Source organism: Corynebacterium riegelii, assembly GCF_001263755.1.
Classification (GTDB): domain Bacteria; phylum Actinomycetota; class Actinomycetes; order Mycobacteriales; family Mycobacteriaceae; genus Corynebacterium; species Corynebacterium riegelii.
Genome location: NZ_CP012342.1, coordinates 221,330 through 246,703, shown reverse-complemented (window position 1 = coordinate 246,703; position 25,374 = coordinate 221,330). Strand labels below are relative to the sequence as shown.

Below are 25,374 nucleotides of genomic sequence, written 5' to 3'. Positions count from 1 at the left end.
AAGGCTACTCGTGCTCCAGTGAGGGCGCCTCGCCCCAGAACACCTCCTCCACCACGCGGTGCGCGCGGCGGGTAATGCGCAGGTAGTCCTCCAAAAACTGCTGCTGATCATCCGGGTCATAACCAGCCGATCCGGCAACCTGCGCCAGGTGTGGGCCCGGCGCGGGCAGCTGGTCCGTGCGCTTTCCGGACACCAAGACCAGCGCGTTTCGGGCGCGCGTGGCGGTCAGCCATGCGGTGCGCAGCGTCCGGGCTTGGGCGGCGGGGAGCACGTCCGGGTCGTCCAGCTCCGCCAGGTAGTCCAGCGCCTCAAGCGTGGAGGTGGTGTGCAGCTGCGGGTGCTTGTGTGCGTGCATCATGGTCAGAAGCTGCACGGTCCACTCCACGTCCGCCAGCGCCCCGCGTCCAAGTTTGGTGTGTACGGAACGGTCGGCGTTGCGAGGCAGCCGTTCATCATCCACACGCGCCTTGATACGCCGGATTTCGCGCACGGCAGATGGCGGGGTGCCGCCATCCGGGTACCTAAACGCATCCGCCATGTGCAGGAAGCGCTCGCCGACCTCCTCATCACCGGCGATCACGGTGGCGCGCAGCAGCGCCTGGTACTCCCAGACCTCGCCCCATTCGGTGTAGTAGCGCTCATAGGAAGCAATCGTGCGCACGACAGGTCCCGAGCGCCCCTCAGGCCGCAACCCCAGGTCCACCTCAAGCGGCGGATCGCCCGAGGGCTTGGACAGGCGCGCACGCATCTGCTCAATCATGCGGCTCGCCCACGCCAACGCCTCTTCCTCATTCGCGCCTTCAACAGGTTCGGCCACCGCCATCACGTCCGCATCCGAGCCGTAGCCCAGCTCCCCACCGCCAAGCCGGCCCATGCCGATAATGGCAATGCGCGCAGGCTCCGCACTCACGCCGCGCTCCGCAAGATCAGTACGGATCTCCGCCAACAGGGCGGCTTGCAGCACGGCGTCCCAAATAATGGTCAGCTCCAGGCACACCTGGCGCACTTCCATCAGCCCCAACAGGTCGGCCGAGGCGATACGCGCAAGCTCCGCGCGCCGCAACGAACGCGCCACACTCACCGCCTTGTCCGCATCATCCTGGTAGCGCTTTGAGGCCGCAATGATCGCCTTCTTCACCTGATCCGGTGCGGGTTCGATGAGGCGGGGGCCCGCGGAGCCGTCTCCAAGCAACTTGACCACTTCAGGCGCCGCAATGATCAGATCGGAGGTGTACGGCGAATTGCCCAGGATCTTCATCAGACGCATGGACACCACGCCCTCATCACGCAGCATCCGCAAGAACCACGGCTTATCCTCCGCCGCCTCAGACAGCTTGCGATAGTTCAACAGGCCCGCGCCGGGATCCGCGGTGCTGGCCAGCCACGTCATCAACGTTGGCAGCAAAATCGCCTGCAGCTTCGCCTTGCGCGACGTGCCCTTGACCAACGCCGCCAGGTGGTCGTAAGCGCGCGCCGGGTGGCGGTACCCAAGGGCCGCAAGACGCGCCTTCACATCGTCCGCCGACAGCGCCGCCTCGCCCACCGTCAGATCCACCACAGCACCCAGCAGCGGCCGGTAGAACAGCCGCTCATGCAGGGTGGACACGGTGTCGCGGACACGCTTCAGCTCAGCTTCCATCTCACCTATGGCACTTTTGCTTGTCGACGCCACAAACCCCGCCGACCTTGCCAACCACCGCATCCGGCGCTCATCATCAGCCTCCGGCAACTGGTGTGTGCGCTTAAACCGCTGCAACTGCAGCCGGTGCTCCAGCAGGCGCAAAAACTCATACGCACCAATCAGCGCCTTGGCGTCCTCGCGGCCCACGTAGCCGCCTTGAGAAAGTGCTTCGAGTGCGTCGATGGTGTTGCGGGTGCGCAACGTGGCGTCGATACGCCCGTGCACCAACTGCAACAACTGGACCGCAAACTCCACATCGCGCAGCCCCCCGTAGCCCAGCTTCAGCTCGCGCGAACGCACGCCCTCCGGCACGTTGTCTAGCACGCGGCGGCGCATGGCCTGGACGTCCTCAACAAAACTGTCGCGCTGGGACGCCTCCCACACCATCGGCCCCACCGCGTCCACATACTGCTGGCCAAGCTCCATATCCCCCGCCATCGGACGCGCTTTGAGCAGCGCCTGGAACTCCCACGTCTGCGCCCACCGTTTGTAATAGGTCACGTGCGAATCCAGCGTGCGCACCAACGCGCCCGCCTTTCCTTCAGGACGCAACCCCGCATCCACCTCAAAAAACGCCGCCGAACCAATCTTGATGAACTCGGATGCCACCCGCGTGATCTTCGTTGTCACCTCATCGGCCACAAAGATCACGTCCACGTCAGAGATGTAATTGAGCTCCCGCGCGCCACACTTACCCATGGCGATCACCGCCAGCGTCGCATCCGGCTCCTCCTCGCCATACACCCGCTGCGTGGCAAGTTGTAGCGCAGCCTTCAGCGCAGCGTCCGCGATGTTGGTCAACGCCTCCGTCACCGCGCGATAGCCCAACGGCTCACCCTCGCCGAAGCCCTTCACCGCGGAAAACGTACCCGCCAAATCCCTAGCGGCCACCCGCATCACCAACGTCCGATGCGCGTTCTTCAACGCTTTTTCATCCGTGGCGGCCTTCGCCATAAACTCGTCCGCTTCCTGCGCACTTGGCAGCGGCAGCGTCAGCGTCTCCAAAAGCTCAGGATGTGCAATCAAGTGATCCGCCAAGGCGGTGGACCCGCCCATGAGGGCGAAGAAAGGGGTGCGTTGGGCGTCGTCAAGCAAAAGGCTCCTGCCGTTGGCGAAGCGATGCGCATTGTTCAAGGCAAGGTCAGGATCGGCGGCGCCTGCGAGCGTCCACAAGGAGGCCTCATCTTTTAGGCCAAGGGCTTCGAGGTCCTCGGCGGCGCGGCGGCTAGTCAGACCAAGTTTCGCGGGGCTGATCATAGATCCAACCCAGTCTCAATCTCCCACGGCGTGACCTGCGACTGATACTCATGCCACTCATCCCACTTCGTGCGCAAGAAGAACTCAAACACCTGCTCACCCAACACCTCAGCCATAAATTCCGAACGCTCAAGGTGACGAAGCGCCTGGTCAAGCGAGCCCGGCAAATCCCGATACCCCATCGCGCGACGTTCACGACGCGTCAACGCAAACACATCATCACGCGCCGGCTCATCAAGCTCATACTCGCCCTCAATACCCTTCAAGCCCGCGGCCAACACCGCCGCAAACGCTAGGTAAGGGTTGCAGGCCGAGTCCAGCGAACGGACCTCAATACGCCGCGAATCCGCCTTATGCAGCCGATACGTAGGCACACGCACCATCGCCGAACGATTCGAAATACCCCACGTAGCCGCCGTCGGCGCCTCAGACCCAAACTGCAAACGCTTATAGGAATTCACCCACTGATTCGTCACCGCCGAAATCTCCGGCGCATGCTCAATAATGCCTGCGATGAACTGACGCCCCACCCGCGACAAACTGATCTCATCATCCGGATCATGAAACGCATTCGTCTCACCCTCAAACAACGAAAAATGCGTATGCATCGCCGACCCATCCAAATGCGGAAACGGCTTCGGCATAAACGTCGCATGCACACCCGTCGCCTCCGCGACCGTCTTCACGATGTACCGAAACGTGACCACATTATCCGCCATAGTCAACGCATCCGTATGCCGCAGATCAATCTCCTGCTGCCCCGGGCTCGCCTCATGGTGAGAAAACTCCGTGGTGATGCCCATGTACTCCAACGCCGCAATGGCTTGGCGACGCAACTTCGGCGCCTCATTTCGCTTCGCCTGATCGAAATACCCACCCTTATCCGCCGGCGTAATCTTGTCCTCACCCGGCTTGACCACATAAAACTCAATCTCAGGGCTGGCGAAAAACTCAAACCCCATCTCACGCGCCGCATTCATCTGACGCCTCAGCACTTGACGAGGATCCGCAAACAACGGATCCCCATCCGGCATCGTGATATCGCAGAACATACGCGCCGTCTGCAAACCCGCGTCCTCATCAAACGGCAAAATCTGGAACGTCGACGGATCCGGCCTCAACAACGTATCCGACTCCGACACACGACTAAACCCCTCAATCGAACTCCCATCAAAGCCCACCCCCTCCTCAAACGCCGACTCCAACTCCGCCGGCGACATCATCACCGTCTTCAAACTCCCCGAAATATCCGTAAACCACAGACGAATGAAAGCGATGTCCTGCTGCTCCACCAAGCGCAGCACGTTGTCCGTTTGAGAGCTCATGGTGGGAAGTTTAGCTTTTGTTGGGGGTGGGGTTGAGTGGGTTTGTGTGGGTTTGGAGTGTGCGGTTGGTGGGTTGGGCCCGACACCGTCCCCGGCCGACCCGGACGCCGTTCCCAGCGCCGTTTTTGGCGCCGCCACACCTAAACCCCGTTTAGTGGACCCCGTTTCCGCTGCGATTCTACAGTCTAAACGGGGTCCTCCGAACGGGTTTTGGCCACTCGACCTCTACGGCAATGCCAGAGCTAACACATCGAAGTCAGGAAATGAACCACCCTGCCCAAATCCCTCGCTGAAACCACCCCTGTTGTGGCTCCCGACGCCGCCACACCTAAACCCCGTTTAGTGGACCCCGTTTCCGCTGCGATTCTACGGTCTAAACGGGGTCCTCCGAACGGGTTCTGGCGCATAGAAAGACGCATCCGGATGCTCGGATCGACACAGCAAGACGGAAAACAGTATTTCCATGCGAATGCGGTGGTGCGACCGCGCCTGCATGCGTTAAACTCCCCTCAACGCAGCAACATTTTCGGGGGGAAATTGTGGACATTTACGCACTCATTGATCGTCTGATCCGTCCTGGCCGGGCGGACCAGCAGGTGTGTGAGAAGTTGTCGGCAACCAAGTTCATCGCAACGTCGGATTGGCAGGCACTAAAACGCCACGAGCAGGAGTTTCTTCGCTGCTATGCCGTGGGGGCGGCCACGCGAAGCGCAGTCTTGATCGGTCGTTCAGCTGCGGCTATTCACAGCATTTGGACGCTTCCCGACAACGATGCTCCTGTCCATCTTGCACATCCGAAACCCAGGGGTCCAAAATTCTGGCCCCAAGGTGTGACTTACTCCAGTATGCACATCCCGGACATGGACACCATCGCATTCACCCCCACAGGAACCACGGACAAACTCCGCGTCACCAACCCCGTTCGAACCGCAGTAGATATTGCACGCATCCACGGGGTACGCCACGGGGTCATAGCTATAGACTCGTTGTTCCACAAAGCACAGAAGCCGTGGGAGCGACAGAAGATACGTGAAGATCTCGAAGCCACGATTCGGCGGATGACCGGGAAGAAGGGCATTGACAAGGCAAGGCAGGCGTTGGAGTGGAGTTCGACCTGTTCGGAGTCGCCGTACGAATCGCTCTTCCGCGTCGTGCTGCGAGAACACGGCATTGTTGCCCAGGAGCAGATGTGGATTGGCAAACACGTCCGGCCAGACTTTGTATGGGGCCAAGCTGTGGCCGAAATTGATGGCGCGGTCAAACTCGACGAAGACCCCAAACGAGCGGCCCTCGAACAACTGCAGCGTGAAAACTGGATCCGTTCCCAGCTCTATGAAGTGCTTCGCATCACAGTGCCCGAACTCCTCCGCAATGAAGCAGAGTGTGTCCGCCGCTTCCTTGAAATCAAAGCGCGATCCGAGCTACTCGGCGAACCGCTAACCAAAGCAACACGCGAACGCCCACACATCGGCGAGCACTGGCGCTACCCGGCCACCGGATAACCGGAACGCCAACCGCCACCCGCACCGCCACACCACACCCCGGGCGACTCACACCGCCCGCGACTATCGTTGTAGCTAATACCCAATCAAAGGAGGCCACCCCATGGGCGAGAAGAAGAACAAGCAGGCAGAGCGCCACCTGGAGGTGGAGATCAAGCTTGCCGTGGATGATTCGACGGCGGTGCCGGATTTAACGCAGCTGCCGGGGGTGAGCGCGATGAAGGACACCACGGAGCACAACTTGTCCGCGGTGTATTACGACACGCCTGATCTGAGGCTTACGCGGCAGAAGGTTACGCTCCGGCGTCGTAAAGGAGGCGCCGATGACGGCTGGCACTTGAAGTTGCCGGCGGACGGTGATGGTCGTCAAGAATTGCGCGCACCGTTGGATGATCCGGCCACGATCCCAAGTGAGCTGCTGGATCAGGTGCGTGCGATTGTGCGCAATGTGCCGCTAGAGCCGGTGGCGCAGGTGGATAACCGCAGGGTGGAGTCCAAGTTGGCCAACGAGGAAGACCAGGTCATCGCAGAGTTTTGCGACGATCACGTCACCGCCTGGTCACTGCTTCCCGGTGGTGAGCGTACGTCGTGGCGCGAGTGGGAGCTTGAGCTGGCGGAGTCGATTGCGGGTACTGAGGAGGGCCACGCGATGATCCGTCAGGCTACGTCTTTCCTTATTAATAGTGGTGCGAGGAAGTCGTCGTCGCCGTCGAAACTGGCCACGGCGCTGGGTGAATCGGTGCGCGCCGCTCCCCTGCCGCCGCATTTGCAGGAGCCGGAGTTGGAGGAGGGCTCGCCGGCTGCGGCTGTGATCGCGGCGGTGCGCGCGCAGCGGGATGAGATTGTGGCGTGGGACCCGAAGGTGCGCGCCGATGAGTTTGATTCGGTGCACCAGCTGCGCGTGGCTACGCGTGAGATGCGCTCGCTGCTGGAGACGTTCGAGGGCATTCTCGAGGGCGAGCAGCTGGCAGATCTTGAGGCGGAGCTGAAGGAAACCGCCGCGGTCTTGGGCGTTGCGCGCGACGCTGAGGTGGTTGAGGAGCGTTTCATCGAGCTGTTGGAGACCGATGAGAGCGGGATGATCGATGAGGCCACCCGCAGCCACATCGCGGGCGACATGCGCGCGGACTACACCGCCGCGCACGCAGAGATCGTCGCGATGCTGGACGGTGAGCGTTTCCTGAACATGCTGGACGCCATCGATGAGCTGCTCGCCGCCCCGCCGGTGCACACCCGCGCCGAAGAAGAAGACGAGGAAGCCAACGAGGGTGAGACGGACACAAAGATCCTCATGGAGCATCTTGAGAAGGCGTTTAAGAAGGTGCACAAGCGCGACGCGAAGGTGGCGGAGCATTACCACGACACGGATTTGCCGCTGCACAAGCGCGAGGACTACGTGCATGACGTGCGCAAGGCCGTGAAGAAGTTGCGTTACGCCACGGCGGCCGCGGAGGCTGCGGGCATTAAGACGGGGCGCTTGGCCAAGGCGGCGAAGGCGCTGCAGACCGTGTTGGGTGATTTCCAGGACGCGGTGACCTCGCGCGATCGCATCCTGCGCCTAGCCGATGAGGCCCGCGAGCGCGACGAGGACACCTTCGCTTACGGTTTGCTCTACCAGCGGGAGCTCATGCTTGGCGACGCCGCGTTGTCCTCCTACGACGCCTCCATCCGAGAACTGAAGAAGGCCTTCAAGAAGATCTCGAAGTAGCCGCACCCAAACCCTGCGGGATTACTTCTCCCAGGAGGCGGGTTCGCCCCAGTTGTCGTCGGCTTGGTCGGCGGCGTCGGCAAGCCGGGTGCGCTCTTTCGCAATGGCGATGGCGTGCTCGGCGGCCTCGCGGGTGTCGTACGGGCCCATGCGGTTGTCCCAGGACGCAACCTTGCCTTGGGTGACTTCGCCGGTTTCGGGGTTGTAGTAGAACTTGTCGTCGCTCATGGCCGAAAGTGTACCTGCGTGAGTTGGTACTGTAGGCCGCATGGCAAAGCTGACAGAGGCGGCAAAGGCGACAAAGGCGGCAGAGAAAGTTCGCGCACTACACACGCAGCGCACGGGAGCCCAGCCTGCGCATGTGGCTACGGCACCGGCAACCTGGGTGTTGATCGGTGAGAACGTGGATCACTTCGGGGGCGTGACCGTTGTTGGTTTGGGGGATCTGCGGGCGGCGGCTGCGGTCAGCCCGCGTGAGGACGACCTGATTACGCTGCACGCCGAAAGCCCCCACTCGCCTGTGGCGACGGGTGAGGCGACGCTTGCGCAGCTTGCAGAAGACGCGATTGAAGATCCGCTGATGCGGCGTGTGGTTGGTTTGGTGCAGACGATGATTACCCGCCAAGTGCTGTCGCGCGACACGGCCGGGTTGGACATCACGGTGGTCTCCGAGATCCCGGTTGGTGCTGGTCTTGGCGCGTTGTATGCGGGGGACGCGGCGATTGCGCTGGCGCTTGCCGGCGGCAACGCGGAGGTCAACGATCCGCCGATGCGCACGCGCCTGGCGGAGGTCTGTTCCCACGCGGTTGGTACGTATTCCTCGCTTGCGGTGTTGCGCGCGCGTCACACGGTGGCGCTTCGCGGCACGCCGGAGCAGGTCACGGTGGTGGATTACGCCGACGGTTCGGTCGCACCCGCCCCGCACCCGGGCAAGTTGGGGGTACGCATCTTTTCTATCGCGAAAGCGTGGGGCCAGCCGTACGGCGAGCAGAAGGAACGCATTGCCACGTGGCGTGGGTTTATTGATGATGCGGTGGGTAACTTTGGCGTGGCGTCGTTACGCGAACTGCCCGACAACGTAGACCGGGTGGTTGAGTGGGTGGAGGCGCGGCGCGACGCGGGCGATGAGACGGCGCCGGAGCCGCAAACCGCGCGGCGCTGGGTGCAGTTTTGTGAGACGGAGACGCTGCGCAGCCTGGCGGCGGCCAAGGCGCTGCGCTCGCGGCGTGGCAATGAGTTGTTTACCCTGCTGAACTCGCCCACTGAGGCACACGACTTGGAAACACCGGACGCACTGGTAAAGCTTGCGCTGCAGCGCGGGGCGACTGCGGCACGTCCAGCGGCGGCGGGTACCTCGCAGGCCGTCATCGCGTTCGTGCCGGTGCAGGAAGCTGACGAGTTTGCCAAGGTCTTTGCCAAGGACTTCCACGTGTTGGAGATCCGCCCCGGCGAGGCAGCGCGGCTGGAAGACCAGGTGGATAACGCCTAGTCAGCAGGCCAAGCGAATTCCACCTCGCGTGCTTGAGGGTCCGCGCGGATCAGGGAAAACACGCTTTGGGTGCCTTCGGCCGGCCCGCCTATGGAAGGCGCAAGCAACGGCGGCTGCGTCACAAAAATACGTGCACGCTGCGGCCGGTGTTGCAGCACCACGCCCTCAAAATTGTGCCCCACCCAGGGTTTGAGCACGGTCGCCTCCGTCAGGTTCAGCGCCGCCTTATCCACGGTGTTGGCCAGTTGGGAGGTCCGCGACATGGTTTGCAGGACCACCTCGGCGTCATCGGTAACCCAGCTCGGGATCTCGTAGCCGCCGCAGATGGCCAGGCACACTTCGGTTGCGTAGCGGTCTATCAGCCTGCGCAAGGGTGCGGTGACATGCGAGTAATACCCGCCAATGCCCGCATGTACCTCGGGCTCACCTTGGGACAAGTCCACGTAGCCCGAGGAACGCAGCAGCTTCTGCGCCTCGCGCATCACGGCCGCACCGCGCGGGGTGTCTGCATCAACGCTGGCCAAAAACGCGCCGATCTCCCCCTCCACCTGAAAGCCAAGGTTGTGCGCCTCCGAACGAAACTCCGCTTCTGCTTCCTTGGACGCGGGCTTGAGTGTACGCAGGAACCCCACGCCTGCGTCCACCATCATGCGCCCAGCCACCATGCCGGTGAGCAGGGAGATTTCAGAGTTGTAGTCCATCGCGGCGTACCTGGGTTCAATGACCAGCTCAAAAGTGCCGTCCGGGTTTTCCACCACGCGCACCGCCGGCAGTCGAAGGTTGACCGCTTGACGCCTAAAAGAAGACTGCTGCCTCAACCTGCCCACCTCGGGCAGGAGACGTATCTGCGCCATCACGTCTCCCCCATCAAACGCGCGCTGCACCTGCGCGTAATCCAACCTGGCCACGGAGTGAATCAGTGCGCGCTCAACGTGGGCACGTTCGACTTCGCCGACGGCGTCAAGATCAAACGTCCATAAGACAGCCGGGCGATCAACATTGGGAAGCAGGGATGCGCTGCCTTCTGAAAGCGGCGCTGGGTGCAGGCGGGCCGGCTCATCCGGCAGGTAAATCGTCTGGCCGCGCCTCAGCGACTCCTGCTTGACCAGCGAAGACGGCTCCACAAACGCCGCCACATCCGCAATGGCGTAGTACACGCGGTAGCCATCCCCGCGCGCTTCAATGCACAGCGCCTGGTCCAAATCTTTGGAGCCGGGTGGGTCGATGGTGACTAGGGGGATGCCGCGGGCGTCGATACGCTTGTGCTCAGGCGAAAACTTCAGGCGCTGCGCCTCTGCCGTAACCTCCTGCGGGAAATCCGTGGGCACATCGAACTCTTGCGCAAGTGCACGGAAATTCAGCGGCGCGGCATAGAGCTTCATGCTTTGCCAGCATGCCAGACAAAAGGCGAATGAGTCAGCCTATGAGCCGGATTCTGTACCCTTTCGGGCGGCGATCATCCATCTGGACCACCCATTGCTGGGCGGCCTCAAGCAGCTACCTTCGGACTGGGCGGGCAGCCTCATCACGTCCGACAACCTCCGCCTTAAAGGCGGGGGCTCTTGCCTTGCTCCCGGTGGGGTTTACCTGGCCGCCTGTGTCACCACAAACGCCGGTGCGCTCTTACCGCACCCTTTCACCCTTACCCCTGCCTTACGGCAGTGGCGGTTTGCTCTCTGTTGCACTTTCCCGCGGATCGCTCCGGGTTGCCGTTAGCAACCACCGTGCCCTGTGGAGTCCGGACTTTCCTCGACCTGCGCCTACCCCAAGTTTGGGGCGGTTCACAACGCCGCGATCACCCAGCCAACTCATTCGCGGTAGCTCATTCTAGTGCGCGGGCTGCGCGTGCGCCCAATCGGTGTTTGCAGCTACCTACATGCAGCTACTCAACGATTTTTCGCTTGGTAGCCGGGTGTAGGTAGCTACAAACTTGCCGTGGGAGACGGTTAGCGGTGGTGGGCGACGTCGTTGAAGGTGCGCACCACGCCGAAGTCGCCGTAGAACTCCACCACGGAAATGCTGGCCAGGTCCAGGAACATATGGCGAAACGTCTCCGCACTCGCCCCGAGCGCCTGGCGGATCACGGACTTAATCGGCGTCATGTGCGTGACCACCAGCACCGTCTTACCCTCGTGCGCCTCCTGCACTTTCAGCCGTGCGCGGGTGACGCGTCGGTGCAGCGCGGTCGTGGATTCACCCTCCGGGGGGCTCGTGCTAAACGACGCCTCCCACTGCCCAAACTCTTCCCCATACCGCTCCATAGCTTCCGCGCGGGTCAGGCCTTCGAAGGCGCCGAAGTTGAGTTCGCGGAAGCCGTCCATAATCTCCACGTCCAGGCCGAGCGCGTCCGCGCAGTACTCAGCAGTCTGGCGGGCGCGGGTCTGCGGGGAGGAAACGATCACGTCGATCTTGCCCATCGCCGCGATCGTGTCGGCGGCGCGTTTCGCCTGTTCACGGCCGATGTCTGTCAGCTCCGGGTCGGAAGAGCCCGAGTATCGACGCTGCGCCGAATGCTCCGTCTGCCCATGCCTTAACAGGACGAAGCGGGTGCGCGGGGCGTCCGTGCCCGACCAGTGCGCGGGGCTTGCGACAACGTGGTTCCGCGAGTCTTTCGCGGAACCGGAAGCGGCAGAACCGGAACCGGAACCGGAATCCTTGGCGGCGGGTTTCGCGGCGGGCACGCCGCTGTCGAGGATGCGCGGCGTGCCGTCTTTCGCGGCGGCGTCCATGGCAACGTTGGAAAGCTCGTCGGCCTTCTTGTTCTTGGCGCGCGGCACCCAGGTGTAGGTGACCTTGTCAAAGGATGTGGCTACGTCGCGGGCGTCGCGGGCCAGTTTCTGCATGTCGGGATGCTTGATTTTCCAGCGGCCCGTCATTTGTTCGACGACAAGTTTGGAGTCCATGGACACGTCCACGCGCGTGGCACCCAGGTCGCGGGCGGCTTCAAGGCCGCGCAGCAGGCCGTAGTATTCGGCGACGTTGTTGGTGGACTTGGCGCCCACAACGTAGGCGATCTCCGCCAAAGTGTCGCCGTCCTCGTTATAGAGGACGGATCCGGAGCCGGCGATGCCGGGGTTGCCGCGGGAGCCGCCGTCGCAAAACAGCGAAACACGCATGGCTAGAGCTCCGTCACGCGCACCAGGAGGGTGCCACAGTTGGGGCAGGTCGGCAGCTCATCATCAGCAACGGCCATGACCTCGGCGCGTTCGGTGGGCGGCAGCTGCAGGAAGCAGCCGCCGCAGGTACGGCTGTTAAAGGACGCCGCACCGACGTTGTCATACACAGCCAGAATGTCTGCCGGCAGCTGAGCACGCAGCGCGCCGGTGTCTACCGGCGTTTCCTCCGGCAGGGCGTCTACGGCGCGTTGGGCTTGTTCGAGTTTGCGCGTGGCCTCATCAAGCTGCGCACCGTGGACCTCACGGTTGTTGCGAAGCGCCGCGATCTCGTTGTGCGCCTCCTTGAGCTCATAACGCAGATCCGTCAGGCGCGCCTCCGTAGTGGACAGGTCATGCTGCAGATCACGACGCACCTCAATGTCCGTTGCCGCACCAAGCTGGGCAATGTTGTCGTTCTTGCGGCGCTCAAGCTTGCGCTGATCCTCCTGAATACGGCGGATCTCCAGCTCCATGTCATCTACCGCCATCTGCGCGGCAGAAGACGCCGCGGCAATGCGCTCGCGGTCCTTCCCGGCGCGCTCTAGCTCCGCAACCTCCGGTCGGGTGACCGGGCGTGTGGCGGCCGCTTCAGCAATGGCCAGCTTGAGCAGCACGGGTTGTAGTTCCTGCGACAGGTGCATGGGTGTTAGTCCTCCACGTTTGGGTTGTCGGCGGGGTGTGCGGAAACGGTCCACGGGTCGGTGCGTACCGGCAGGATGACGGTTTCCACGTCTAGCTCTGCCACGATACCCGCGGCCTGCTCGGTCCACGGAAACTCGCTGGCCCAGTGGGCGGTGTCAATGACTGCGGGGCCGCCGGCGCGCAGGTGTTCGTCGACTGGGTGGTGGCGCAGGTCTGAGGTGACGTAGACGTCGGCGCCGAGGCGTGTGACGTCGTCAAGAAAACTGTCCCCTGAGCCCGAGGAGACCGCAACGCGCTTGACCATCTGGTCTGGGTCGCCGGCGGCGCGCACGCCCCAGACGGTGGTGGGGAGCGCGTCGGCGACTTGCTGGGTGAACTCTCGTAGCGTCATGGCCTTCGGCAGCTCGCCGATGCGCCCGAGCCCCGTAGCCTGGGAGAGGTCGGTGGTGTCGGCCATTTGGACCACGTCGAAGGCGGGTTCCTCGTACGGGTGGACCTCACGCAACGTGTCTACAAGCGTGCGGCGCAGGCGGGTCGGGGCGACGAATTCCACGCGGGTCTCGGTGCTGCGGTGCAGCTCGCCGGGGGTGCCGGTAGTGGGTGACGCGGCGTCGATAGGCAAAAACTGCCCCTGGCCCTCGAAGGAAAACGCACACTTACGGTAGTTCCCAATCTCGCCGGCGCCGGCGTCAAACAGCGGGCCCATCACCGCGTCTACATCAGCCGACGGAATGTGGATGCCCCAGTGGTCAATGCCGTCTAGCAGCACGGGGCGAATCGGGCGGCCGGGTTCAATACCAACCAGCTCAGCCAGCTTGTCGGAGACCCCCGGGCGCGCGGAATCCGCGTTCGTGTGCGCCGCAAACAGCGCCACCCCGCCTTGAAGCAGCGTGTGGATCACCTTGCCCTTCGGCGTGTTCGCCGCCACCGAATGCACGCCGCGCAGCAGCAGCGGATGGTGCACAACCAGCAGTTGCACTTGCTTCTCGACGGCCCGTTGCGCCACCTCCAACGTACAATCCAGCGCAAACGCCACCTTGGTCACAGGGGCTTCGGGGTCGCCGCAAATCAGGCCAACCTTGTCCCAGCTTTCTGCAAGCTGCGGCGGGTAGGCGGTTTCAAGGGCGCGTACGCAATCAGCAACGGTGACAGTCATGGCACCCAGCCTACAAATCCGGCATGGTGGTTTGGTGTGGCGAGCATTCTTGTAGACGTAGACGGCACCCTCATCGACTCTTACCCCGGCATCCGCGCGGGATTTATCAGGGGCATGGAGGCCCTCGGGTTGGAGGTGCCGGGTGAGGATTTCTTGCGCAAGATTCCGGGTCCGCCGATGCGTGATTCCTTTGCGGCCGCGGGTCTGAGCGCGGCAGAGGTTGAGCGTGCCATGCAGGCATATTCGGACTACATGTCTTCTGTTGGCTGGCGTGAGTTCACGGTGTTTCCCGGCGTGGGCGAGCTGCTCAAGGGGTGGAAGGCGCTGGGGCTGCACATCTGTACGGCGACGAGCAAGAGCGAGCGCTTTGCCCGCCTTGCGCTGGAGGATGCCGGACTGATGCAGCACGTGGATTTCCTCGGCGCCGCTAATCATGAGGTGGGCCGGGCTACGAAGATCGAGGTGATTGAGTACGTCCTTGCGCATGCTTCGCCTGTCCACCCGCTGATGGTGGGCGACCGCATGCATGATTTCGATGGCGCGGCGCACTTCGGTTTGTCATCAGTTGCGGTGACGTGGGGCTACGGTGATGAAGGTGAGTGGGCGCGTGCCACGCATGTGGCGCGCACGCCCGAAGAATTGGACGCGATTGTGAGGACACATGCTGCACATTGATTTTGTCTGCACGGGCAACATTTGCCGCTCCCCCATGGCGGAGGTGATTGTGCGCGACAAGCTGGCCAAGGCCGGTTTCGGCGAGGACGCTGTCCAAGTGACGTCCAGCGGCATTGGCAACTGGCACGTTGGCCACCAGGCGGATCACCGCGCGCTTGCAGAGCTTGCCGCCCACGGATACAACGGTGAAGCCCACCGCGCCCAACAGTTCGGCGCCGAGCAGTTCGACGCTGACCTGATCGTTGCACTGGACCACAACCATGTCTCTGAGCTGGTGGCGCGCGGCGTCCCGGAGGACAAGGTGCGCCTGCTGCGCTCCTTTGACCCTGCTGCTAAGGCCGATGACCTAGGCGTGGCGGATCCGTACTACGGCGGCCCGGAGGGATTTGCGGTAACTCGCGAGCAGATTGAGGCCGCGGCGGACGGCATTATTGCTTGGGTGCGCGCCGCACTAAGGTAGTCACTGTGAAACAAACCGGTAAACCGTGGTGGAAGACGTTTTTAACGCCTGGCTGGGTACTGTCCGCCGTGCTGATCATCCTGTTTTCATACTTCGCGTTTACCACGCTCGCGCCCTGGCAGCTGGGCAAAAATGAGCGGCTTGAGCAGCGCAATGAGCACATTGTGGAGGCCTTTGACCAGGACCCGGTGCCGCTTGATACCCGCGTCAACCCGGACGGTTCGCTTCCCGATGGCGCCGATTGGTCCCGCGTTGTTGCCACGGGCCATTACGCCCAGGGTGCTGAGGTGTTGCTGCGTCTGCGCTCTGTTGATCGCGTCGCCGCATTCCAGGTGCTCACGCCATTTGAACTCAACGACGGCCGCACGGTTCTAGTCAACCGCGGCTGGGTGCCCGCCAAGGAAGCCTCACACGTGCCACCCATCGAGCCCGCCCCGACCGGCGAGGTGACGATCACGGGCATGCTGCTTGCAGACGAAGGCGTGCACCCCACCGAACCCAACATCATCGAAGGCCACCAGATGGTCTATTCGGTAAGCCCCGGCCAGATCGGCGAACTCACCGGCACGGACCCGATCAGCCCATACATCCAGCTGCTCGGCGGCTCCCCTGGCGTGATCAACCCGATCCCGCTGCCCCAGCTTGAAACCGGCAACCACCTGTCCTACGGCTTGCAGTGGATTGCGTTCGGCCTGCTCGCCCCGGCCGGCCTGATCTACTTCATTGTCAGCGAGACGCGTGAGCGCCGCCGCTTCCGCGAGGAGCAGGAGGAGCTTTTGCTTAGCGACGCCACAACGCCCTCCCCAACCCCCGCCCCCACAGCTGCTTCTGCGCCAGCTCCTGCGCCGGCGCGGAGTCGCTATGGCGGTGGGCGTCGCAACCCTTGGGCAACTGACCGAGACGAGGAGCGCTAGCGGGCCTAGGATGAGGGGCGTGACTGATCTTCTTCGTAATGCTTTGGCCCTGTATGCCCAGGCAGGCGTGACGCTTGCGCCTGGTGTTGAACCGGATGACGTGGAAGATGCCGTGTTGGATGAGCCCGCTAGCTTCCGCAGCTTCCCGCTGACCACGCTTGCTGGCCTGACGTGCCCGGATGGCGAGCCCCTGCTCGCTGGCACGGTGATCAGTGCTGGTCTTTCCGGTGCTGCGGACTTCACCCCCGCTATCCACCAGCTTGCGCGCGCCGCAGGCACCACTGCTTCCGACATCGCCGTCATGCCGGATCCCGGCACGCGTGGCGCAACCGGTTCCTTGCGCGTACGTTTCGGCGATTGGGACGTGGCCGACATCAACTACAACGTCGACGACGCCACCCGCGCTTTCGAACTCGACCTAATTTCCGCGGTGTTGCCTATGGACGCCACCGCCGCCACCTTCCCCACCCCCGACGGGCGCGACGTCACCGTGTTCCTTCCATCCGACGCCGACCCAGCAGGTGTGAACGCCTTGATAGACGCGATTGAAACCGAGTTCGCCAAGGCTTAACTTCCGCTAAGCTTCTCCCTAACTTGAACACCTTTAGGGGGAAGGAATTACGTATGGGGTGGGCCCAACAGGCAAAACTGGGGTTCTTCTGGCTGCTAGCCATTGTCTTAAGCTGCGTGTTCGTTTGGATTGCCTACCAAGAACGCAGTGCGTATGGCTGGTTCGGTATCGGCTCTATGGTTGTGATTGCACTGTGCCTGTGGATTGCATTCCCACTCATCGCCGCCCTTAACTCCAGCGGCAAGTGGTACACGCTGAAGGCGTTACAGCCGGAGTTGGAGATTTCAGAACACGGCATGCGATGGCAGGTGAAACCACGAAACGACATCCTCCGCGCCGTGGTCCTGGCACCAATTTTTGTCGGCCTTGGCGTTTACAGTATTTTCATTGCTCCCACAACCGGGGGCCACGGAGCCGTGATGCCGGTTTTCGGTGTCTTGATGTTGGTGTTCATCGCTTGGTTTACGGTCAAGGCCATTACCAACCAGGTCTCTGCGGAGCTCCGCGGTGACGAGTTGATGTACCGCGTACGAAAATATCCCTTCCGAGTCCTCGAACACCACGTATCCCGCATAAACAACGCACGCTTGTATGCGGTGACAGACCCCGTCCCAATTGGGTGCCAGCTTTGGGTACAAGGCCCCACAACTACAACGCGGTTTTGGCGCGGCAGGCCATCGCGTGTTGAGAAAGCCAGCGAGGTCAAAGTGCCTGTGCCTTACCTCCGCAACGCCACCCCGCATCAGGTACAAGACCTCATCACCCGCGCTTGCAATGCGCCCCAGATCTAATGCGTACATCACACTGGATAAAGTTGGTATTGATCTGGCTGTCTCTGCTCGTCCCAACAGTCATCGGGGTATATCTAGCGATCAGTGAGCGCAGGGACATCGGCGTTCTCGGCGTAGCGGGCGCTATTTTCCTAGGGGTCCACGTCATCATCGCGCCGTTCTTCGGCCCCGCGATCAACTCCAGCGGCAAGAAATACACGCTGAAGGCGGTACAGCCAGTCCTCCACGTATCCGACAGTGGTTATCAATGGTCCGTGACAGCCCGCAACGAATGGATCCGAGCATGGTTCGCTGGCCCCCTACTTCTGGGCTTAGGGATAGTGTCTTTAACCGCGTTTCGCTCCGACACCGGACGCGGTCCCATCATGCCGTACATCGGGGGGCTGTTGATCTTCCTAGCGCTGTATCTCGTAGTGAAGCTCCTAGCCACGGATGTGGCCGCTGAAATGCATGACAACGCCTTCACCTACAGCTCTCGGGGGTTCCCATTCCACCGCCAGGAGCACCGCATTTTGCGTATCGACGCCACACATTTCTGGCAGCACGACGACCCAATGCCCGTCGCCTGCTTCCTACGCCTCTACGGCAACACCGAGACAACCTCCTACTGGCGCGGCAAACCGTACCGGACAACACGAAGCAGCAGCGTGAAAATCCCCGTTCCCTATTTCAAAAACGCGACCGTTCATCAGGTCGAGTCCATGTTCAACAGCTTCCACACGTCACCCCGGCGCTAGCCCAGAGACTGCAGGAAGCCCCCTCTATTTGGTTCTCTCGCATACCGTCTGTTAGTCTTTCCTAGCGCGCGCCGTTAGCTCAGCTGGAAGAGCAACTGGTTTACACCCAGTAGGTCGGCGGTTCGAGCCCGTCATGGCGCACCACTTCCCCCGGTTTCAACGCCGGGGGTTTTCGGGTTAAGCGACAAAATGTGTGCTTTTCTCGGCGTGTCGATTTAAGTGACAAAATGTGTGCTTTTCGGGGGTTGGAATGGGCCGGGCCCGGGGTGCTGTGCTGGGGTTATGAGCGTCCTGCCCAGCCGTGTCGGATGGCCCAGGAGGGGTTGAAGTCGGTGTCGATGCCGGTGTCGTAGACTTTCGGCCGGCCGTCGGGTGAGTTGGCTTGGTCGCGTTCACGCATGTGTGCCTGGCGGGCGTGTGCGTAGCCTTTGCGGCCGAAGTCTTGCTCGATTGCTAGCGCCAGCGGGTCATCGTGGTGTTGGGTGTGCAGGTAGAGCCACCAGTCCATGATGATTCGTTGGTGTTCGTCAAATGTGCCGCGGTGGGCTCGGGCAAGGTGTTTCAGTTGTGCGTTTATGCCGCCTTCCAGGCTGTTTGTGGTGGTCTTTAGCTCGGTTGTGGTGTGTTTTGGTGGGTTGAGCCAGACGAAGAGGTGGCCTTGTTGGTAGAGACGCTCGAACCGGCGGTAGGCTCTGCGGGCTCTGGGGTGGGTGTACCACCATTGCTGGTTGTCGCGGATGCGTTTTGGGATCTCTTCTGGGGCGACTTGGTTGCGGTAGGTGCGGTCTTTGAGCCAGTCACCGTAGAGGTCATGGAAGCGGTTGAGGCGAAGTACCCAGGTAATTGCCTGGTCACGGGTGGTGATGTGGGTTAGCTGGTTGCCGAGGCGAAGGAGTGCTTTGTGCGCGGTGATTGTTGGTTGGCGTGTGGTGTCTTTGATGGTGTCGCGGCGTACGTGGACGAGGCAGCGTTGGATGGAGGCGTTTGGCCAGCATTGTTTGATGGCCTTGTTTGCGCCACCGGAGCCGTCTGTGGTCACGACTAGGGGTTCGGCGATCAGGTCGAAGAGTTTGGCGTAGTCGTAGGCGGTTTCTCGTGTGCACCAGTGCCAGGCAACGACGTGTTCGCTGGTTGCAGCGACAAGCAGGCATTTTTTGTGGAAGTAGGTGCCGTCAATAAACAGCTGGTCGTAGACGCGGTACGGGTCTGGTTTGCATGGGACGATGATGAACCAGAAGTAGGTGAACCAGCGGATCAATGTGCGCCTGGAGACGTTGTGTGCAGCAGCCACAGCGTCGAGGGGACGCTGGCCGGTGATCCAGTCGATGAAGATGGCAAACCGATATGCGCTGGTCTTAGCCGTGTTCGGGTTGGTGAAGGTGTGCCCGCAGTGTGTACAGCGCCATCGCTGTTTTCCGCTGGAGGTGGTGCCCATTTTCGTGGCGGTGTGCTCGCATGCCGGGCATAGGGGCCTGTTGTGTTTTCTCTTCCTGTGTTGAGTTGGCATGCAGCTGGTTTAACAGCTTGCTGTCGTAGCACATCCAACGCCTGAAGTGGTGGACCTTCCGGTCTATGGTCGGGAATCCCGATTCAACGAGCACTCTCCCGCCGTAGGCCCAGGCAGGACCGGGAATCCATATCCAAAAAAGCACACATTTTGTCGCTTAACCCGGGTTTTCTTTTGCGCGCCCTGACGTGGGGGGTCGGGCCCCGCCCGCAAACGGTCCGACCGCCCCGCCACACCAAATGCAGCTACCTACATGCAGCTACCTGCCATTTTTTCGCTTGGTAGCCGGGTGTAGGTAGCTGCAAACGCGGAAAAGGCGCCGCTTACTTGCGGCTGTGCGGCGAGGTCAACAGGGAACCCTGCCACTGGCCAAAACGATCCGCCTTGGTCTGCGCCAATCCGGCGAGCTGGGCGGATTCGGAGATTTCGCCAGCTGGGATGACGCCGGGCTTGCCTGCGCCGGGGGTCATGAGCCAGATGCGCCCGCCGTCGGCAAGATTGCGAATCGCGTCTACCAGGGTGTCTACGAGATCCCCGTCCTCGGCGCGGTGCCAGAGCAAGATCATGTCACAAAGGTCGATGGAGTCTTCATCGAGCAGTGCCTCACCAATGGCGTCTTCGAGCGCTTCGGAGATGGAAGAGTCTGCGTCTTCATCCCAGCCAAGCTCCTGCACAACCTGGCCTTTGGTTACTCCTAGGCGTGCGGCGTAATTGTCTCCCCCGGTGGCTACCAAGGTGGGCGTCCTCCTTATTTTGAATGTTTGCTTCCCATACAGCTTAGCGCCGCCCTCCACCTTTAGCCTTTGGTACAAGGTATGACTTTTCACCCCCGCCAGGCCCCCGTCACGCCCCCGCCGCGCCCCCGCGACCGCCAACAATCCAGCACGCAGCCGCCCTAACGCCACCCCACGCGTAGTCGGATGTGACTGAAACACTCTAGACTTGGCCGGAGAACGTTACCTACAACACGAAGAGGAGTGCACGTGGCTGAGAACGCTGATCACGCTGCTAATGCCGAGAAGGTGGAAAACACTGACGTTTACGGCAACCAGCATGACACTAATATCCCCCTGCTTCGGGACGGTGTTGCGTCCTACCTCCATGATTCCGATCCGGAAGAGACGCAGGAGTGGATGGATTCCCTCGATGGTCTTCTGGAGGCTTCTGATCCGGAGCGCGCCCGTTACCTCATGTTGCGCTTGATTGAGCGCGCGAATGCACGACGTGTGCCGTTGCCGGCGTTGTCGTCGACGGACTTGGTGAACACGATTCCGACGAAGTTGGAGCCGGAGTTCCCGGGTGATGAGGAGATTGAGAAGCGTTACCGTCGTTGGATCCGTTGGAATGCTGCGGTGATGGTGCACCGTGCACAGCGCCCCGGCATCCAGGTGGGTGGCCACATTTCCAGTTACGCGTCTGCGGCTGCGCTGTATGAGGTTGGTTTCAACCACTTCTTCCGCGGCAAGGATGCGGAGCAGGGCGGTGACCACATTTTCTTCCAGGGTCACGCGTCGCCGGGTGTGTATGCCCGTGCGTTTATGGAGGGTCGTCTGACGGAGGATGATCTGGACGGTTTCCGTCAGGAGCATTCGCGTGAGCAGGGCGGTTTGCCGTCGTATCCGCACCCGCATGGCATGCCGGATTTCTGGGAGTTCCCGACGGTGTCCATGGGTCTTGGCCCGATGAATGCGATTTACCAGGCTCGTTTTAACAAGTACCTGCAGGATCGCGGCATCAAGGATACGGACAAGCAGCATGTGTGGGCTTTTCTTGGCGACGGTGAAATGGACGAGCCAGAATCCCGCGGCCTCCTCCAGATGGCGTCGCTGTATGGCTTGGACAACTTGACCTTTGTGATCAACTGCAACCTGCAACGTCTTGATGGCCCGGTGCGTGGCAACGGCCAGATCATCCAGGAGCTGGAGAGCTTCTTCGTGGGTGCTGGCTGGAACGTGATCAAGGTTGTGTGGGGCCGCGAGTGGGATGAGCTGTTGGAGAAGGACACCGAGGGTGCCCTTGTTCACATCATGAACACCACCCCGGATGGTGATTACCAGACGTTTAAGGCCAATGACGGCGCGTATGTGCGTGAGCACTTCTTCGGCCGTGACCCGCGCACGCTGAAGCTGGTTGAGGATCTCACGGATGAGGAGATCTGGGCGCTGCGCCGCGGTGGCCATGATTACCGCAAGGTCTACGCCGCCTACAAGAAGGCGCTGGAGACCAAGGGCAAGCCGACGGTGATTCTTGCGCACACGGTGAAGGGCTACGGCCTGGGTCACAACTTTGAGGGCCGTAATGCTACGCACCAGATGAAGAAGCTGACGTTGGATGATCTGAAGCTGTTCCGCGATAAGCAGGGCATTCCGATCTCTGATGAGGAGCTGGAGAAGGATCCGTACCTGCCGCCGTACTACCACCCGGGCCAGGACGCGGATGAGATCAAGTACCTGCAGGAGCGCCGCAAGGAGCTGGGCGGGTACCTGCCGGAGCGTCGTGAGAAGTTCACTCCGCTTGAGCTGCCGGACTTTGAGAAGTCCTTTAAGGCCATGTTCAAGGATTCTGGCTCGCAGCAGGTTGCGTCCACTATGGCGTTGGTGCGTACGTTTAAGGCGTTGATGCGTGATAAGGAGATTGGTCGCCGCGTGGTGCCGATCATCCCGGATGAGGCGCGTACCTTCGGTTTGGACTCTTGGTTCCCAACCCAGAAGATCTACAACCCGAACGGCCAGAACTACGTGCCGGTGGATCATGATCTGCAGCTGTCCTACCGTGAGGCAACGGATGGCCAGATTCTGCATGAGGGCATTAATGAGGACGGCTCGTCGGCGTCGTTTATCGCAGCGGCTACGTCGTATGCCACCCATGGTGAGCCAATGATCCCGATGTACATCTTCTACTCCATGTTTGGTTTCCAGCGCACGGGCGATAACTTCTGGGCTGCTGGTGACCAGATGGGTCGTGGTTTCATCATTGGCGCAACTGCTGGCCGCACCACGCTGTTTGGTGAGGGTCTGCAGCACATGGATGGCCACTCCCCGATTCTGGCGTCCACGAACCCGGCGATGGTTGTCTATGACCCGGCGTTTGCGTATGAGATGCCGTACATCATCTCCAAGGGTATTGAGCGCATGTATGGCTCGAACCCGGGTGAGGATGTCATGTACTACATCACCGTGTACAACCAGCCGACTCACCAGCCGGCTCGTCCGGAGAACCTGGATGTTGAGGGTCTGCACAAGGGCATCTATCTTTACGACGCTGGCGATACCTCCAAGGAGCACCGCGTCTCCTTGCTGGCGTCCGGTGTTGGCATGCAGGCTGCGCTGAAGGCGCAGGAGATCCTGCAGGACAAGTTCGACGTCGGTGCCGCGATCTACTCGGTGACCTCCTGGGTTGAGTGTGCTCGCGACGGTGCACGTCTGGCCAAGGAGCAGCTGCTTAACCCGGGTGAGGACGTTGGTACGCCGTTTGTCACCGAGAAGCTCAAGCAGACTGAGGGCCCGTACATTGCTACGAGCGATTTTGCTACGGACCTGCAGGAGCAGATCCGCCCGTACGTACCGGGCCAGTACATTGTGCTGGGTGCGGACGGCTTTGGCTTCTCCGATACGCGTGAGGCTGCACGTCGCTTCTTCAACATTGACGCTGAGTCCATGGTTGTCGCGGCGCTGATGGGTCTGGCTAATGAGGACAAGATCGACATGTCCGTGGCAGCGCAGGCTGCGAAGGACTTCGAGATTGATGATCCGACCGCGGCTAAGCCGGATCAGAAGGGTGAGGAGACCGGCCCGGAGAACGCGGCTGAGTAGCAACCACATCCAGTAGTCGCTCGATCGCCGCGGCCACCGCGCCCGGCGCATCGAGCGGCGGCATGTGGCCTGAGCCGGGCAGTACCTGCAGGTACGCAGATGGCCACATTGCCGCCAACCTGAAGGACTGCGATACGGGGGTTACGCGGTCCCTATCTCCCACCAGGATGTAGCCCGGCATACCGTCCAGCACCTCAGCCGCGCCGACTTCGGAGTGCGTCAACAGATCGTCAAAGAAGCCGCGGTAGGTGCTCAGCGGGGTGTTTTGGATCATGTCTGCGTGCAGACGAATCACGCTTAGCGGCACCGGCCTGAAGTAGAACCCCATCGCCAGCACCGGCGCAATCGTGCGCGTAATTCCGCGGCGCATGCCTTCGGCAAAGTGCGGGGTAAAGCGCACAACGTCTTCCAAAAGCCGCCCCAAAGGACCAGCCAGTATCTGCGGCAGGCCGTGGACGGTAAACGGCTCTACCGCCGAGGAGATCTGCACGCTACCCGCCCAATGGAAGGCGTCCGGATGCCTGCGCATCAGCGACAACGACACCGGCCCGCCCAACGAATGCCCCACCACAATCACCGGCCCCGTCACCTGCAGGTGGGTGAGGACGTTGATGAAGTCATCGGCAGCGTCGTCAATGTTCAAAAGCTCCGGCGGGCACGGACCGGAAGCGCCGTGGCCGCGAAGGTCTACCAGTACCTGCCGCACACCCAGCGGCCGCAGGCGGTCCACTACCAGCGCGAACGATTCGGAGGCGATGTTAAACCCGTGGACGTACAGGATCGTCGGACCCGCATCAGGCCCGATGTCGTAGTAGCGCACGCGGCCAACCACACCTGTTCTGTCGGGGTTTAACATGGCATCCACCCTATTATGTAAGGCATGCTTTCAGAGCTTTCGCTGCTTATTCAGGACCACTTCGACATCACCCCGGACCCCGCCGCTGCGCTTCGCGACTCGGAGCTGACCTCCCTTGACATGATCGAGCTGGCCGTGCGTATTGAGGACCGCTTTGGCGTTCGCATCACCGAAGAGGCCTACGCGCAGTGCGAGACGCTCGAAGACCTAGCCGGCTACATCGAGCAGCACGCTAGCGCTGGATAAACTGCTCGATCACCGCGTTGACGGCCGCCGGGTTGTCGGCGTTAGTGTTGTGCGCAGCCTCCGGGATCACGTGCAGCGCCTGGCCCTCGTCCGCCGCCCAGCGCTTGCCCATCTCCCCAATCCCGCCGGTCCGATCAAACTCCCCCACCACCAGTGCAGCCGGACAGGGTAGCTCCCAGGGCTTTTGCTTACCGACGCCCCTCGCCACCGCCTTAAACGTCACATCCGCAAGCGCCACGTATTCGCTCTTGTTGTATTCCTTGAGCATCGTGCGCGTGAGTTCTTGGGCTTTGGGGGTGTGGGAGGTTTCGCGTGGGGCGTCGTCAAGAATCTTGTCCCACGTGCGAAGGTGGAGGAGCGGGCCGACGTGCTTGAGGCCCGCGATGAGTAGCGGGTTCCAGTATTCGCGGGTGAGTGGCATGGTGCCGATGCCGATGAAGCCGCTGGCCAGCGCTGGTTCGAGCTGTAGGAGGCGCTGCGCGACGACGCCGCCGAAGGATTGGCCGACCAGTACCGGGCGCGTGATGTTCTCGGTGGACAGGATCGTGGTCAGCTCGCGGGCGATGCGGTCCACGCTGATCGCGCTGAGTTCGTACGGACGCGACATCCCATGCGCCGGCCCATCCCACACAAACGTGTTCGCCTTACCGGCGAAGTGGGCAAGCTGCGCGCCGAAGAGCCGGTGATCCGTGAGCATGCCTGGCAGAAACACCAGCCAGGGGGCGCTTTCTCCTGCAGTGCGCGAGACCCAGTAGCGGATGTCCCCGTGTGGGGTGCGATGCGTTTCCATGCCAGCGTTCATGCCTGCGTTCATGCCTGCGTTCATGCCCGCTAGCTTTCCACACTGGAGACTGCGCATACAGGTTCCCTCCTTCTTATCCTCTACTTCT

The 25,374-nt window shown here is 61.7% G+C and carries 22 protein-coding genes, 1 tRNA gene and 1 other RNA gene; 12 read left to right on the top strand and 12 right to left on the bottom strand.

Annotated elements, in window-relative coordinates; translation table 11 throughout:
* Nucleotides 1-4: 4 nt before the first annotated feature.
* Entirely contained in the window at nucleotides 5-2,938 is a 2,934-nt protein-coding gene (locus AK829_RS01190; protein ID WP_052203523.1) for a bifunctional [glutamine synthetase] adenylyltransferase/[glutamine synthetase]-adenylyl-L-tyrosine phosphorylase, read from the bottom strand.
* Nucleotides 2,935-4,263: a glutamine synthetase family protein gene (locus tag AK829_RS01185; RefSeq protein ID WP_052203522.1), complete on the bottom strand. Its 1,329-nt coding sequence runs from the start codon at nucleotides 4,261-4,263 to the stop codon at nucleotides 2,935-2,937. Before AK829_RS01185 ends, AK829_RS01190 begins: the two co-directional genes overlap by 4 nt.
* A 539-nt stretch (nucleotides 4,264-4,802) precedes the next feature.
* Between AK829_RS01185 and AK829_RS01180 the strand changes: the two genes are divergently transcribed.
* Together AK829_RS01180 and AK829_RS01175 are read left to right on the top strand one after the other, a co-directional pair.
* On the top strand, nucleotides 4,803-5,765 hold the full coding sequence (locus AK829_RS01180; RefSeq protein ID WP_052203520.1) for a hypothetical protein: 963 nt from the start codon (nucleotides 4,803-4,805) through the stop codon (nucleotides 5,763-5,765).
* 103 nt (nucleotides 5,766-5,868) lie between these two features.
* Nucleotides 5,869-7,473 (top strand): CYTH and CHAD domain-containing protein, encoded by a 1,605-nt coding sequence (locus tag AK829_RS01175; RefSeq protein ID WP_052203519.1) that lies wholly within the window; start codon nucleotides 5,869-5,871, stop codon nucleotides 7,471-7,473.
* A gap of 21 nt (nucleotides 7,474-7,494) precedes the next feature.
* Here the strand turns inward: AK829_RS01175 and AK829_RS01170 are convergent, their stop codons facing one another.
* Entirely contained in the window at nucleotides 7,495-7,701 is a 207-nt protein-coding gene (locus AK829_RS01170; protein ID WP_052203518.1) for a hypothetical protein, read from the bottom strand.
* 40 nt (nucleotides 7,702-7,741) lie between these two features.
* On the opposite strand from AK829_RS01170, the gene AK829_RS01165 reads away from it, so the two are divergent.
* Nucleotides 7,742-8,962 carry a galactokinase family protein gene (locus AK829_RS01165; RefSeq protein ID WP_052203516.1) on the top strand — a complete coding sequence of 407 codons (1,221 nt, stop codon included), beginning with the start codon at nucleotides 7,742-7,744 and terminating at the stop codon, nucleotides 8,960-8,962.
* Here AK829_RS01165 and AK829_RS01160 read toward each other — a convergent pair.
* From AK829_RS01160 to AK829_RS01145, 5 genes are all read right to left on the bottom strand, one after another.
* Nucleotides 8,959-10,344 (bottom strand): RNB domain-containing ribonuclease, encoded by a 1,386-nt coding sequence (locus tag AK829_RS01160; protein WP_052203514.1) that lies wholly within the window; start codon nucleotides 10,342-10,344, stop codon nucleotides 8,959-8,961. The genes AK829_RS01165 and AK829_RS01160 overlap by 4 nt on opposite strands.
* Before the next feature lie 26 nt (nucleotides 10,345-10,370).
* Nucleotides 10,371-10,773: RNase P RNA component class A (rnpB, locus tag AK829_RS12055), an RNA gene on the bottom strand.
* Between the two features lie 135 nt (nucleotides 10,774-10,908).
* Nucleotides 10,909-12,078, bottom strand: a complete 1,170-nt coding sequence (locus AK829_RS01155; RefSeq protein ID WP_052203512.1) for a bifunctional RNase H/acid phosphatase — start codon at nucleotides 12,076-12,078, stop codon at nucleotides 10,909-10,911.
* Between the two features lie 2 nt (nucleotides 12,079-12,080).
* Complete coding sequence (locus AK829_RS01150; protein WP_052203510.1) at nucleotides 12,081-12,758, bottom strand: zinc ribbon domain-containing protein; 678 nt, start codon at nucleotides 12,756-12,758, stop codon at nucleotides 12,081-12,083.
* Nucleotides 12,759-12,763: 5 nt separating this feature from the next.
* Nucleotides 12,764-13,915: a Nif3-like dinuclear metal center hexameric protein gene (locus tag AK829_RS01145; protein ID WP_052203508.1), complete on the bottom strand. Its 1,152-nt coding sequence runs from the start codon at nucleotides 13,913-13,915 to the stop codon at nucleotides 12,764-12,766.
* A 36-nt stretch (nucleotides 13,916-13,951) separates the two neighbouring features.
* Here AK829_RS01145 and AK829_RS01140 point away from each other — a divergent pair, with 36 nt between their 5' ends.
* The 7 genes from AK829_RS01140 to AK829_RS01110 all read left to right on the top strand — a co-directional run bounded on the left by AK829_RS01140 (nucleotide 13,952) and on the right by AK829_RS01110 (nucleotide 18,207).
* On the top strand, nucleotides 13,952-14,590 hold the full coding sequence (locus AK829_RS01140) for an HAD hydrolase-like protein (RefSeq protein WP_052203506.1): 639 nt from the start codon (nucleotides 13,952-13,954) through the stop codon (nucleotides 14,588-14,590).
* Nucleotides 14,577-15,050, top strand: coding sequence for a low molecular weight protein-tyrosine-phosphatase (locus tag AK829_RS01135; protein WP_052203501.1), 474 nt, complete (start codon nucleotides 14,577-14,579; stop codon nucleotides 15,048-15,050). Before AK829_RS01140 ends, AK829_RS01135 begins: the two co-directional genes overlap by 14 nt.
* Before the next feature lie 5 nt (nucleotides 15,051-15,055).
* Nucleotides 15,056-15,964 carry an SURF1 family cytochrome oxidase biogenesis protein gene (locus AK829_RS01130; protein ID WP_052203500.1) on the top strand — a complete coding sequence of 303 codons (909 nt, stop codon included), beginning with the start codon at nucleotides 15,056-15,058 and terminating at the stop codon, nucleotides 15,962-15,964.
* Nucleotides 15,965-15,983: 19 nt separating this feature from the next.
* Nucleotides 15,984-16,535, top strand: a complete 552-nt coding sequence (locus tag AK829_RS01125) for a hypothetical protein (protein WP_052203499.1) — start codon at nucleotides 15,984-15,986, stop codon at nucleotides 16,533-16,535.
* A gap of 53 nt (nucleotides 16,536-16,588) precedes the next feature.
* Nucleotides 16,589-17,326: a hypothetical protein gene (locus AK829_RS01120; protein ID WP_052203497.1), complete on the top strand. Its 738-nt coding sequence runs from the start codon at nucleotides 16,589-16,591 to the stop codon at nucleotides 17,324-17,326.
* 29 nt (nucleotides 17,327-17,355) lie between these two features.
* Nucleotides 17,356-18,063: a hypothetical protein gene (locus tag AK829_RS01115; RefSeq protein ID WP_219619653.1), complete on the top strand. Its 708-nt coding sequence runs from the start codon at nucleotides 17,356-17,358 to the stop codon at nucleotides 18,061-18,063.
* A gap of 68 nt (nucleotides 18,064-18,131) precedes the next feature.
* Nucleotides 18,132-18,207 (top strand) — tRNA-Val (locus AK829_RS01110).
* Between the two features lie 136 nt (nucleotides 18,208-18,343).
* Here the strand turns inward: AK829_RS01110 and AK829_RS01105 are convergent.
* Both AK829_RS01105 and AK829_RS01100 read right to left on the bottom strand, forming a co-directional pair.
* A complete protein-coding gene (locus AK829_RS01105) occupies nucleotides 18,344-19,570 on the bottom strand; it encodes an IS1249 family transposase (protein ID WP_083439700.1) in 1,227 nt (408 codons plus the stop codon).
* A 323-nt stretch (nucleotides 19,571-19,893) separates the two neighbouring features.
* Complete coding sequence (locus AK829_RS01100) at nucleotides 19,894-20,304, bottom strand: DUF3052 domain-containing protein (protein WP_083278874.1); 411 nt, start codon at nucleotides 20,302-20,304, stop codon at nucleotides 19,894-19,896.
* 288 nt (nucleotides 20,305-20,592) lie between these two features.
* On the opposite strand from AK829_RS01100, the gene aceE reads away from it, so the two are divergent.
* On the top strand, nucleotides 20,593-23,382 hold the full coding sequence (gene aceE, locus AK829_RS01095) for a pyruvate dehydrogenase (acetyl-transferring), homodimeric type (protein ID WP_052206298.1): 2,790 nt from the start codon (nucleotides 20,593-20,595) through the stop codon (nucleotides 23,380-23,382).
* Here the strand turns inward: aceE and AK829_RS01090 are convergent.
* Nucleotides 23,330-24,238, bottom strand: a complete 909-nt coding sequence (locus AK829_RS01090; RefSeq protein WP_083439882.1) for an alpha/beta fold hydrolase — start codon at nucleotides 24,236-24,238, stop codon at nucleotides 23,330-23,332. The genes aceE and AK829_RS01090 overlap by 53 nt on opposite strands.
* Nucleotides 24,239-24,262: 24 nt before the next feature.
* Here AK829_RS01090 and AK829_RS01085 point away from each other — a divergent pair, with 24 nt between their 5' ends.
* Nucleotides 24,263-24,484, top strand: a complete 222-nt coding sequence (locus tag AK829_RS01085) for an acyl carrier protein (RefSeq protein ID WP_052203495.1) — start codon at nucleotides 24,263-24,265, stop codon at nucleotides 24,482-24,484.
* Here the strand turns inward: AK829_RS01085 and AK829_RS01080 are convergent.
* Nucleotides 24,471-25,310, bottom strand: coding sequence for an alpha/beta fold hydrolase (locus AK829_RS01080; protein ID WP_052203494.1), 840 nt, complete (start codon nucleotides 25,308-25,310; stop codon nucleotides 24,471-24,473). The genes AK829_RS01085 and AK829_RS01080 overlap by 14 nt on opposite strands.
* Nucleotides 25,311-25,374: the final 64 nt, after the last annotated feature.

Excerpts from the sequence above, each read along its gene's own strand:
- AK829_RS01190 (WP_052203523.1), bottom strand. The coding sequence starts at position 2,938 with ATGATCAGCCCCGCGAAACTTGGTCTGACTAGCCGCCGCGCCGCCGAG.
- AK829_RS01155 (WP_052203512.1), bottom strand. The coding sequence starts at position 12,078 with ATGCGTGTTTCGCTGTTTTGCGACGGCGGCTCCCGCGGCAACCCCGGC.
- AK829_RS01175 (WP_052203519.1), top strand. The coding sequence starts at position 5,869 with ATGGGCGAGAAGAAGAACAAGCAGGCAGAGCGCCACCTGGAGGTGGAG.
- AK829_RS01085 (WP_052203495.1), top strand. The coding sequence starts at position 24,263 with ATGCTTTCAGAGCTTTCGCTGCTTATTCAGGACCACTTCGACATCACC.
- AK829_RS01150 (WP_052203510.1), bottom strand. The coding sequence starts at position 12,758 with ATGCACCTGTCGCAGGAACTACAACCCGTGCTGCTCAAGCTGGCCATT.
- AK829_RS01185 (WP_052203522.1), bottom strand. The coding sequence starts at position 4,263 with ATGAGCTCTCAAACGGACAACGTGCTGCGCTTGGTGGAGCAGCAGGAC.
- AK829_RS01090 (WP_083439882.1), bottom strand. The coding sequence starts at position 24,238 with ATGTTAAACCCCGACAGAACAGGTGTGGTTGGCCGCGTGCGCTACTAC.
- AK829_RS01135 (WP_052203501.1), top strand. The coding sequence starts at position 14,577 with ATGCTGCACATTGATTTTGTCTGCACGGGCAACATTTGCCGCTCCCCC.
- AK829_RS01160 (WP_052203514.1), bottom strand. The coding sequence starts at position 10,344 with ATGAAGCTCTATGCCGCGCCGCTGAATTTCCGTGCACTTGCGCAAGAG.
- AK829_RS01080 (WP_052203494.1), bottom strand. The coding sequence starts at position 25,310 with ATGAACGCAGGCATGAACGCAGGCATGAACGCTGGCATGGAAACGCAT.
- AK829_RS01170 (WP_052203518.1), bottom strand. The coding sequence starts at position 7,701 with ATGAGCGACGACAAGTTCTACTACAACCCCGAAACCGGCGAAGTCACC.
- AK829_RS01120 (WP_052203497.1), top strand. The coding sequence starts at position 16,589 with ATGGGGTGGGCCCAACAGGCAAAACTGGGGTTCTTCTGGCTGCTAGCC.
- AK829_RS01165 (WP_052203516.1), top strand. The coding sequence starts at position 7,742 with ATGGCAAAGCTGACAGAGGCGGCAAAGGCGACAAAGGCGGCAGAGAAA.
- AK829_RS01105 (WP_083439700.1), bottom strand. The coding sequence starts at position 19,570 with ATGCCAACTCAACACAGGAAGAGAAAACACAACAGGCCCCTATGCCCG.
- AK829_RS01145 (WP_052203508.1), bottom strand. The coding sequence starts at position 13,915 with ATGACTGTCACCGTTGCTGATTGCGTACGCGCCCTTGAAACCGCCTAC.